Genomic DNA, 10,305 nt, shown 5'->3' on the forward strand with positions numbered 1-10,305 from the left:
AAAACCAAACCCCCCCCCCCCCCCCCCCCCCCCCCTCCCCCCCCCTCCCCCCCCTCCCCCCCCCCCCCCGGGCCGGCCTGCGAATGGGGCTGGCCAAGCCGCTTCCCCAGATGGTCGTCGCCACCAGACTCGGCATGAGCGAGCGCTGGTACCGCGACCTGGAGCGAGGCGGCACCGCCCGCTTCGACCCCAGACTGCTGGCGCTGCTCGCCGACGTGCTGCTGCTCGACGCCGACGAGCGCGCCACCCTCTACCTCTACGCGATGGGCGGCACCCCGGCCGCCGGCCCGGCCCGGCCGGAGGACCTCACAGCCCTCCAGGAGCTGGTCGACCGGCAGATGCCGAGACCGGCCTTCATCGCCGACCGCGCCTGGACCGTCGTCGGCCACAACCGGGCCGCCGCCGAGTGGTTCCCCTGGATGAGCAGGCCCGGGGCCAACTTCGCCCGCTGGGTGCTGACCGCCCCGGAGGCCCGCGAACAGGTCGCCGACTGGACGTGGCAGGCCCGGATGACCCTCGCCATGATCCGCTTCGCGCTGGCCCGCTACCCCGGGGACGAGTCGGTGGTCGCCCTGCTCACCGACGTGCTGCGCGACCCGCTCTGCCGCCGGCTCTGGGCCGGCCGGGCCTGCGTGGTCGCCAACCGGGACGGCGACCGCTTCGGCCTGCGGCTGCCGCACCTCTCGCCCGAACCGATCGAGACGGTCGCCCAGGTCCTCACCCCCGGTGGCCGGCCGGACCTCAGCTTCGTCGTCCTGGGGCCGCCGCCCGGGGTCTGACCGCGAGGTACCCCGGGGCCGCCGGCCCGGGGTCCGAGCGGGGGCGGGGCGGCCGGGCGCGGCGTCAGTGGAACCGCGTCACGAACCGGCGCTGCCAGGGGGTCTCGACGGCGCGCCGGTCGTAGTGCTCCCGCACGAAGGCGACCGCCTCGCCGGCCGGGACCCCGTCCAGCACGGCCAGGCAGGCCAGCGCGGTGCCCGTCCGGCCGAGCCCGCCGGCGCAGGCCAGCTCGACCCGCTCGGACGCCGCCCGCTCCCAGGCCTCCCGGAGGGCGGCCGCCGCCTCGGCCCGGTCGGCGGGCAGCCGGAAGTCCGGCCAGCGGAGCCAGCGGCTCGCCCAGGGGACGGCCGGCGGCCGGTGCCCCAGCAGGTAGAGGCCGAACGCGGGTTGCGGCCCGGGCGGCAGCGGCCGCCGCAGACCGCGCCCCCGGACGAGTCGGCCGGACGGCAGGCGCAGCACCCCGGCGGCGGCGGGGTCCCAGGTGGCGGAGACGGTCATCCGGCGAGCCTACGGCGCGTCCGGCCGGTCGCGGGCGGTCGCGGGCGGTCGCGGGCGGTCGCGGGCGGGGCCGGGCCGGGGCGGAGCACCCGGCCGTTCCGTGCCGCGGGTCCGCGCGGGTCAGGAGGCCGCGTACAGGCCGGTCGGGGCGGGCAGACCGGCGCGGTGCGCCAGAGCGGCGGCCTCCCCGCGCGAGGTCACGCCCAGCTTGCCCAGGATGTTGGCGACGTGGAACTTCACCGTGGACTCGCTGATCAGCAGGGCGCCGGCGATCTCCCGGTTGCGCCGGCCCCGGGCGAGCTGGTCGAGCACCTCCAGCTCCCGGGGCTGCAAGCCCTCCAGGGGGTCCGGCCCGCCGGTCGCCGCCGGGGCGCTCAGCGGCAGGTCGACGGTGACGGTGGTGCCCCAGCCGGGAACGGCGTCCACCGCGAGCCGGCCGCCCACGGCGGTGATCCGGTCCGCCGTCCGGTGCACGGCCAGGGTGTCGGCGCCGAGCAGGCCCGGGCCGTCGTCGCGCACCACGACCCGTAGGACGTCCGCGACGAACTGCCAACTCACGTGCAGGCGCGTCAGACCGTCCTGTTCCATCATGGTGAGCACGGCCGACCGGACGGCCGCCCGGGCGGTGTGCGCGATCTCGGCGGGGAGGGAGCGCCCGCCCGCCGCCGGTGCCGGCAGGTCGAGCCGGACGGGGCTGTGCCGCAGCAGCGGGCGGATCTCGTCCGCGAGCCGGGCGAAGGCGGTGGCGGCGGGCTCCTCGCTCAGCTCGCGGTCGAGGTCGGCGCCCGCGCGCAGGTCCAGCAGCGCGCCGACGGCCAGCTCGGTGGCGCTGCGGCGGGCGGTGGCGTCGTCCAGGGCGGCGGAGCGCAGCGGCGCGAGGATCGCGGAGAGCGCCGAGGCGTGCGCGCCGCTCAGCTCGGCGATGGCCCGGGCCCGGGCACCGGCGGAGGCCCGTGACGTGGCGGCGTACGCGGGGGCGGCGTCGACGGCCCGGTGGTGGGAGTGGGTGACCAGCAGCTCCCAGAGCTGCTGCAGGACGGCGAGCGGCTGGTCGGGCAGCCGCTCGCCGCCCGTCCGGACCAGCACCAGCAGCGCGCCGTTGCTGCCGGGCGGGGCGGCGGAGACCGCGACGGCCGACCGCGGCCGGCCCGCCAGGACCGCCTCGCCCTGCCAGGGCAGACCGGGTGCCACCGCCTCGGCCAGCCGGGCCAGTTCCCGGGTGGTGATCCGCCCGGTGAGCTCGGTCGGACCGTGGGCGAGGGCGGGGGAGTAGGTGCAGACGCCGCTCAGCTGGGCGAGGGCGGTGTGCGGGACGAGATCGGCGAGAACGCCGGAGAGGCGCGGGAGGAGCTGTGGCCTCGGCGCCCCCAGCACCGCCACCACCTGGGCGAGCACGTCCTCGGGGCGCTCCCAGCCGCGCTGCCGGTGCCCGGGGTGCCCGGCTCCGTCCGGGGCCTGCGCCGCGTTCCCGGCCCTCGCGTGCCCAGTCGCCGCGCTTCCCGCCCCGTCGCCTGCCCCGTGGTTCGCCATGGGTTCCAGCCTAGTCACCCGGTCTCCGCGGGTGCCTGGCCGTTCGGCCAGGTGGAACCGGCCGAACGGCGGGCCGGAGACCACCCCTCCCGCGACCAGGCTGGAGACCGTCAGACCGACGAACTCTCCGACCAGTGAAGGACAGTGGGACTCCCATGACCAAGGCCATCGCCTTCTCCGCATTCGGCGGCGCGGACGTGCTGCACCCGATCGAGATCGACCTGCCCGCCCCCGGCCCCGGCCGGATCCGGATCGCCGTCCGGGCGGCGGGCGTGAACCCGGTGGACCACAAGCTGCGCAGCGGCGCGATGGAGGGCCTGTTCCCGGTGACCTTCCCGCACGTCGCCGGTTTCGAGGTGGCGGGCGTGGTGGAGGCCGTCGGCGAGGGGGTGGACCAGTGGGCGCCCGGGGACGAGGTGTTCGGCTCGGTCCGTGGCGGCGGCTACGCCGAACACGCCGTGGTGGGCGCCGCCGACGTGGCCCGCAAGCCGGCCGGGCTGAGCTGGGAGCAGGCCGCGGGGCTCCCGGTCGCGGCCGAGACGTCCTGGCGGGCGCTCCACCTGCTGGGCGTGGAGCGCGGCCAGACGCTGCTGGTGCACGGCGCGGCGGGCGGGGTGGGCACGATCCTGCTGCAGTTCGCCCGCTCGCGCGGGATCCGGGTGATCGGCACCGCGAGCGAGGCCAACCACCCGTACCTGCGCGAGCTGGGCGCGATCCCCGTGACGTACGGCGACGGTCTGGCCGAGCGGGTCCGGGCGGTGGCGCCGGAGGGGGTGGACCGGGTGCTGGACGCGGCCGGCCAGGGTGACGTCCTGCCGCTCTCGATCGAGCTGGCCGGCGGGCCGGAGCAGGTGCTGACCATCGCCGACCACGAGGGCTCGGCCAAGTACGGCGTGCGGTTCAGCGCCGGCTCGGACACCGTCCACCACCACGGCCCCGCGCTGGCCGCCGTGCTCGCGCTGCACGAGGAGGGCACGCTGCACCTCCCGCTGCACCAGGTGTTCCCGCTGGCGGAGGTGGACCGGGCGCACCGGGTGAGCGAGCAGGGGCACGTCCGGGGCAAGCTCGTCCTCACCGTCGGCTGACGCCGGCGCCGGGGCGGTCCGCCGGGTACCACGGTCTGCGGCGGGGTGGAGCGGCTCCGATCGCATCCTGACCCAACTGCGCGGTGTGCCGGTTCATCTGACGGTCGGTCGGTAGAGTCCGGTGCCATGGCTGATGCGATCGAATCCCCGGGTGCCGGGCGGCTGGCGGGCAAGTCGTGCGTGGTGACGGGTGCGGCCAGCGGGATCGGCCGTGCGGTGGCCGAACGCTTCGCCCGGGAGGGCGCGCGGGTGGTCGCGACGGACCTCGACGCCGACGGTCTGCGGCGGCTGGCGGACGAGCTGCCGCGGGCGGTCAGTACGGTGGTCGGCGACGTCTCCCGCGAGGACGACGCCCGCCGGATGATCACCGCCGCCGTCGAGCGGCACGGCCGGATCGACGTCCTGGTCGCCAACGCGGGAGTGCTCCCGCTGTCGGAGATCACCGAGGCCGACGCCGAGGAGTGGGACCGGGTGATGGCCGTCGACGGCCGGGGGATGTTCCTCACCTGCAAGTACGCGATCGAGGCGATGGCCGGGCCCGGCGGCGCCGGCGGCGCGATCGTCTGCCTCTCCTCGATCTCCGGCGAGGCCGGCCAGCGCGGCCAGGCCGTCTACGGGCCCGCCAAGTTCGTGGCGTCCGGCCTGACCAAGCACCTGGCCGTCGAGTGGGCCGACCGCGGCATCCGGGTCAACGCCGTCGCTCCCGGCACCATCACCACCGAGCGCGTCCGCCGCCTCCAGGACGAGCCGGGCGGCTCCGACTACCTGACGGCGATCGAGAAGCTGCACCCGATGGGCCGGCTCGGCACCCCCGCCGAGGTGGCGGCGGCGGTCCTCTTCCTGGCCTCCGACGACGCCTCCTTCATCACCGGCGCGGTCCTCCCGGTGGACGGCGGGTACCTGGCGCAGTAGGGCTCGCCGGCCGAGCGCAGCGGCCCCGGGGCGTGCGGGCGTGTGTGCGGGTGGTTGCCCGGGCCGGTCACCGTGCCCCGGCCGGTCGGCCGACGAGCTCGGCGGGCTCCCCGGAGAAGCCGACCTCGCCCCGGTGCAGCACATGGACGACGGCCGCGCCGGCGAGGCTGCGCGGGAGCGACCGCGCGGTCAGCACGACCGCCCGGCCCTCGGCGGCGGCCGTGTCGAGCAGGTGCGCGTGCAACCGGGCCGCCACGGCCGGGGCCAGCCCCCGGTCCGGCTCGTCCAGCAGGAGCAGGCTCGGACGGCCGGCCAACGCACGTGCCAGGGCGATCAGTTGCTGCTGCCCGCCGGAGAGCGTCCCGGCCGGCCGGGGCAGCAGGGCGGTCAGTTCGGGCAGGAGCGCGAGCACGCCCTCGGCGGGGGCGCCGCCGAGGCCGAGGTGCTCGGCCACCGTGAGCGAGGCGAACACCGCCCGCTCCGCCGGTACCAGCGTCAGCCCCAGCCGGACCCGCTGGTGGACACCGAGCGCCGTGACGTCCCGCCCCCGCCAGACCACCCGGCCGGCGGCGGGCCGGACCAGCCCGGCCAGGGCGTGCAGCACGGTGGTCCGCCCGGACCCGTTGCGGCCGAGCAGGACGCTGACCGCACCGGCGGGGAAGGCGAGGTCCACCCCGTGCAGGGCCTCCAGCGGTCCGTAGCGGACGCGGGCGCCGTGGAGTGCGGCTTCGACGGTCATCGGGTGCTCGCCCGGGTCGCTCGGGCGGTGCGGTCGGCGGGGGAGACGGGGGAGACGGGGGAGGCGGGGGCCGGCGCGCGCAGGGCTTCCGGTGGTCCCCGGCGGACACGGGCGGCGTCGAGGGTCACGGCGCGCCCACCCCGGCCCCCGGCGCGGCCCCGCCCCAGGCCCGGGCCACCCGGGCGTCGGCGAGCACGGCGGCCGCCGGTCCGCAGGCCACCACCCGGCCGCCGGCCATCGCGTACACGGTGTCGGCCAACTCGCCGACCAGGTCGGGGTCGTGCTCGACCAGCAGCAGCGCCGTACCCCGGTCGGCCAGGCCACGCAGGGCGGCGGCCAGCCGGGCGGTCTGGGCGGTGTCCAGGCCGGCCGCCGGTTCGTCCAGCAGCAGCACCTGTGGGTCGCCCGCCAGTGCGCGGGCCAGCTCCACCAGGCGCAGCACCCCGGTCGGCTGCTCACCGGCCGGCTCCGCCGCGAGGTCCTGGAGGCCGAACAGGGCGAGCGCCCTTGCCGTCGCCGTGTCGACGGCACGCGCGTCCGGACGGCGGCGATGCCGCCGCTCGGCGCCGATCCGGACGTTGTCCGCCACCGAGAGGGTCGGGAAGACGGCGATCTGCTGGAAGGTCCGGGCCAGGCCGAGCCGCACCCGGGCGTACGCAGGCAGCCGGGTGACGTCCCGGCCGCCGAGCAGCACCCGGCCGGCGTCCGGGCGGACCGTCCCGGCCAGGCAGTCGAACAAGGTGCTCTTGCCGGCGCCGTTCGGCCCGATCAGCGCGGTGATCCGCCCCGCTGGCGCGGTGAGGTCGACCCCGGCGACCGCCTCGATGCCGCCGTACCGGCGGATCACACCCCGGGCCGTCAGCCGGGCCCGGCCACTGCCCGGCGCGCTCACGGTCGGGCCTCCTCACCCCAGGGGGCGGTCCGGCTGCGGTCCGGGGGCCCGGGCGGCGTCGGGCGGCCCGGCGGCAGCGTGGTGGTCCGGATGCCGTTCCGCGGGTGGATCAGGCTCCGGGCCCGGTCGTTGTGGGGCCGGCTCATGGTCGTGCCCGCTCGGTCCGGGTGGCGGTCCTGGACCGCGCTGCGGGCGGTCCGCCGGGCCTGGTTGTCGTCGGGCCGGTTCATGGTCGTGCCCGCTCGGTCCGGGTGGCGGTCCTGGACCGCGCTGCGGGCGGTCCGCCGGGCCTGGTTGTCGTCGGGCCGGTTCATGGTCGTGCCCGCTCGGGCCGGGCGGCGGTCCTGGACCACGCTCCGCGCCGTCAGCCTGCCCCGGCCACCGCCCGGCGGGCTCACGGTCGTGCCTCCTCGCCCCGGGCGGCGGCCTGCCGGGCCGTGACCAGGGTGCGGATCCGGCGTCCGGTCGGGGTCAGGCGGCCCGGCGGCAGCGTGGCGGCCGGGTGCGCCGGGTGGCGGCGGGAGAGGCGGGCGGCGGCGCCGGCGAGACCGCCCGGCAGGCGGCCGATCGCCGCCGCCAGCAGACCCACCGCGACGGCCGACACCCCGGCCACCGTGCCCGCGTCCAGGCCGATCAGCAGCGCGGCGGCCAGCACCGCGCCGAGCGCGCTGTCCGCACCGGCCACCACCACCGCGGCGAACCAGAGCAGCCCGCGCACCGGATCGAACGAGGCCGGGTCGAAGGCGCGCCCGGCCAGGCCCATCAGCCCGCCGCCGAGCGCGGCCAGCGCCGCCCCGGCCACGAAGGCGGACAGCTTCAGCCCGGGCACGTTGACGCCCGCCGCGACCGCGCCCGGTTCGTGGTCGCGCATCGCGGTCAGGGCCCGGCCCGGCCGGCCCCGGTGCAGCCCCCGCACCGCCAGCAGGCCCAGCCCGAGCAGCACCAGCTCGGCCAGGTAGAAGGCGCGGTCGCCGGCCAGGAAGGCGGGCCGGTCCAGGGTGAGCCCGGTGGTCGCGTACGGCTGCTGGAAGACGAAGCGGCTCATCGCCGTCCCGACCGCGAAGGTGACGAGGGCCAGCGCCGGACCGCGCCGCCGGATCGCCGGCCAGCCGGTGAGCAGTCCGAGCGGGGCGGTGGCCAGCACCGCGAACAGCAGCGCGGGGACGGCGGGCAGCGGCGGGACGGCCGGGATCCGCCCGGACATCAGCAGCGCGGTGCCCAGCGCGCCGAGCCCGGCGTACCCGGCCTGGCCGAGCGAGATCTGCCCGCCGTACCCGGTCACCACCACGATCGAGAGCAGGACCAGGGCGAGCGCGGGCACCAGCAGCGCGCTGCGCAGGTCATTGTCACGGAAGCCCAGCGGCAGCAGGAGCAGCACCAGGCAGACCGCCCGGGCCGCCCGGCCCCCGCCGACCGGTCCCGGCACCGCGAGCGGGGCGCGGTCACCCGCGCCGCCGGTGATCCGCGGCCCGGCCAGCAGCGCGGCGGCCAGTAGCGCCACCACGAACAGGTTGGCCTGCACCGCCTGTACCAGCGGCAGCAGTTGGCCGGACGGCCGAAGCCTGGTCAGCTCGGCCTGCGCGATCCCGAGGCCGAGGCCGGTCACCACCGCCACCGGGATGCTGCGCAGCCGCGCCGCCACCGCGACCGCCATCGTCTCCATCACCAGCAGCGGCAGCCCGTACGGGTCGAGCAGCAGGTACGGCGCGAGGGCGACGCCGACCAGCCCGGCGGTGAAGGAGCCGAACGCCCAGCCCGCCGCCGAGACCCGGTCCGCGTCCACCCCGGCCAGCCGGGCCAGCCGGCGGTCGTCGACGACGGCCCGCACCTGGAGGCCGAACCGGGTGAAACGGGTGGTGGCGGCCACCGTCAGGGCGAGCACCAGGATGGCGGCGAGCTGCGCCACGGTGTCGGGGCGCAGGGTGTGCCCGCCGGGGAGGGCGATCGGCTCGGCGCCGAACGGGGACGGCGCGCCGCTCAGCGGGGCGGTGCCCCAGACCAGCACCGCCACCCCGATGAGCAGCACGAACACGCCGAGACCGGCCACCATCGTCTCGGCCGTCCCGGCGCCGCGCCGTTGCAGGGGCCGGTAGACCAGGACGTCCAGCAGGACGCCGAGCGCGGGGGCGACGAGCAGCAGGCAGAAGGCGAGGGCCGGCCAGACCGGCCAGTGCCGGACGACCACCAGGTCGCGCAGCAGATAGGCGATGAGCATCGCCTGGGCACCCTGGGCGAGGTTGAGCACCCCGGTCGCGCGGTGGCAGACGACCAGGCCGATGCCGCTGAGGGCGGCCGCGCTGCCGACGGTGAGACCGGCCAGGGCGAGGTCGACGGTCAGGCCGAGGGAGTCGAGGGGAGGGGTGTCTGGCACGGGTGGCACCCCCTCAGCCGGCCGGGCCGGCGGGGTCGGCCGCGTCCGGGGCGGCCGGTGCGCAGATCCGGCAGGGGGTGAGCCCGCGTGCCCGTACGGCGGCGGCGTCGACCGGCCGCGCGCCGTGCTTGCCGGTCACCAGCGGACAGTCGGGCCGGTGGTAGAGCGTGCCCTCGGCGACGGCGAGCAGACCGGTACCGGGGGCGGCGGGCTCCTCCGGGACCGTGGCTTCCTCCGGCCGCTCCGGTTCGACCAGGAGGGTGTAGAGCCGTTCGACCCGTCGGCCGGTCAGGTCGTCCGCGGTGGGCGGGGCCGACGGGGCCGGGGGCCGGCCGGGTGAACGCAGGGCGACCAGCACGATGCCCGCCACGATCAGCGCCGCACCCGGGACGGTGGAGGAGGCCAGATAGGGGATCTGCTGTTCGACGAAGGCCTCGCCGGAGACGCCGTACCAGCCCAGGACGCACAGGGCCGCCCCGGCGGCCGCGAGGATCCAGCCCGGCCACTCGCGGGCGCCCGGGGCCGTGCGGGCCGCGCGAGCGGCCGAGCGCAGCAGCCCCCGGCCGGGCCGCCCGGCCGCCCCGTTCGGGGTGGTCTGCGGCTTCTCGCGCTCGGATTGCGATTCGTCCATGGATCCGCCTTCATGGTGTCACGTGCGACATTTCCAGGATCGGCCTGGGACAGCATCCGGAGAGCGGCGGACCGGACCGCGCGGCGCCCCCGAGCGGTCGGCGCCGACCCGGGCGGCGCAGCCGAGTTCGTCGAGAGGAACACCATGCGAGTAAGGCAGAGCGGCACCCGTCGGGGCGGCGGCCCGGTCCCGCGACCGGCGGTGGCGCTGTGCGCGCTGCTGCTGGTGGGCGCGGTGGCCGGGTGCAGCAGCAGCAGCTCGTCCGGCTCCTCGCCCTCGGCCTCGGTGTCGATCTCCGCCCCGGCGTCGGGGTCCGTCACGGTGACCGCGACCACCAGCGCGAGCGCCAGTGCCACCGTGAGTGCCGGTGCCACCGCCCCCGCCGATCCGGCGACCGCGACGAACCAGGTCACCGCCAACTGGGAGAAGTTCTTCGACCCCACCACCCCCATCCCCGAGAAGGCCGCGCTGCTGCAGAACGGTGACGTGCTGCTCCCAGCGCTCCAGGGCTTCTCGCAGGATCCGCGGGTCGGTCAGGTCAAGGCCAAGGTCACCAACGTGACGTTCACCTCGCCGACCGAGGCCACCGTCACCTACGAACTCTCGCTCCAGGGCACGGTGGTCGCGCCGGACGCCACCGGCCAGGCCGTCCTCGACAACGGCACCTGGAAGGTCTCCCGCTCGTCGCTCTGCGGCCTGCTCGCCCAGGCCGGCGGTGGGAGCGGCGCCGCCGTCCCCGGATGCGGCTGACGGCCCCGCCGTCCCGGGGGGGGGGGGGAGGGGAAGGAGGGGGGGGGGGGGGGGTATAGGGCTCCCGTGAGGGCCAGCGGGCCGCCCATGTGGGGGGGGGGTCTACCTCACTTTTAT

Annotated in this window: 8 protein-coding genes and 1 pseudogene; 4 read left to right on the top strand and 5 right to left on the bottom strand. The window is 77.5% G+C overall.

Going from position 1 to position 10,305, the window contains the following annotated elements; all coding sequences use genetic code 11:
• Window positions 1–110: 110 nt before the first annotated feature.
• Entirely contained in the window at window positions 111–779 is a 669-nt protein-coding gene (locus ACZ4UX_RS15685; protein ID WP_465707041.1) for an MmyB family transcriptional regulator, read from the top strand.
• Window positions 780–843: 64 nt separating this feature from the next.
• Here ACZ4UX_RS15685 and ACZ4UX_RS15690 read toward each other — a convergent pair whose 3' ends face one another.
• Both ACZ4UX_RS15690 and ACZ4UX_RS15695 read right to left on the bottom strand, forming a co-directional pair.
• Window positions 844–1,278 carry a protein-tyrosine phosphatase family protein gene (locus ACZ4UX_RS15690; RefSeq protein WP_465707042.1) on the bottom strand — a complete coding sequence of 145 codons (435 nt, stop codon included), beginning with the start codon at window positions 1,276–1,278 and terminating at the stop codon, window positions 844–846.
• A gap of 120 nt (window positions 1,279–1,398) precedes the next feature.
• Window positions 1,399–2,808 (bottom strand): helix-turn-helix transcriptional regulator, encoded by a 1,410-nt coding sequence (locus tag ACZ4UX_RS15695; protein ID WP_465707043.1) that lies wholly within the window; start codon window positions 2,806–2,808, stop codon window positions 1,399–1,401.
• 155 nt (window positions 2,809–2,963) lie between these two features.
• Between ACZ4UX_RS15695 and ACZ4UX_RS15700 the strand changes: the two genes are divergently transcribed.
• Together ACZ4UX_RS15700 and ACZ4UX_RS15705 are read left to right on the top strand one after the other, a co-directional pair.
• Window positions 2,964–3,893: an NADP-dependent oxidoreductase gene (locus tag ACZ4UX_RS15700; RefSeq protein ID WP_465707044.1), complete on the top strand. Its 930-nt coding sequence runs from the start codon at window positions 2,964–2,966 to the stop codon at window positions 3,891–3,893.
• Between the two features lie 126 nt (window positions 3,894–4,019).
• A complete protein-coding gene (locus tag ACZ4UX_RS15705) occupies window positions 4,020–4,805 on the top strand; it encodes an SDR family NAD(P)-dependent oxidoreductase (RefSeq protein WP_465707045.1) in 786 nt (261 codons plus the stop codon).
• Between the two features lie 67 nt (window positions 4,806–4,872).
• On the opposite strand, the gene ACZ4UX_RS15710 is transcribed toward ACZ4UX_RS15705, so the two are convergent.
• The 3 genes and pseudogenes from ACZ4UX_RS15710 to ACZ4UX_RS15720 all read right to left on the bottom strand — a co-directional run bounded on the left by ACZ4UX_RS15710 (window position 4,873) and on the right by ACZ4UX_RS15720 (window position 9,438).
• Entirely contained in the window at window positions 4,873–5,544 is a 672-nt protein-coding gene (locus ACZ4UX_RS15710; RefSeq protein ID WP_465707046.1) for an ABC transporter ATP-binding protein, read from the bottom strand.
• Window positions 5,545–5,734: 190 nt separating this feature from the next.
• Window positions 5,735–8,807: pseudogene (locus ACZ4UX_RS15715) on the bottom strand (ABC transporter permease subunit); the annotation flags it as partial.
• A 13-nt stretch (window positions 8,808–8,820) separates the two neighbouring features.
• The gene (locus ACZ4UX_RS15720; RefSeq protein WP_465707047.1) at window positions 8,821–9,438 is read right to left on the bottom strand and encodes a hypothetical protein; all 618 of its coding nucleotides are present in this window, start codon (window positions 9,436–9,438) and stop codon (window positions 8,821–8,823) included.
• 144 nt (window positions 9,439–9,582) lie between these two features.
• Here ACZ4UX_RS15720 and ACZ4UX_RS15725 point away from each other — a divergent pair, with 144 nt between their 5' ends.
• Window positions 9,583–10,188 (top strand): MTB12 C-terminal domain-containing protein, encoded by a 606-nt coding sequence (locus ACZ4UX_RS15725; protein ID WP_465707048.1) that lies wholly within the window; start codon window positions 9,583–9,585, stop codon window positions 10,186–10,188.
• The last annotated feature ends 117 nt before the right edge of the window (window positions 10,189–10,305 follow it).

The organism is Kitasatospora sp. NPDC028961 (genome assembly GCF_055564815.1).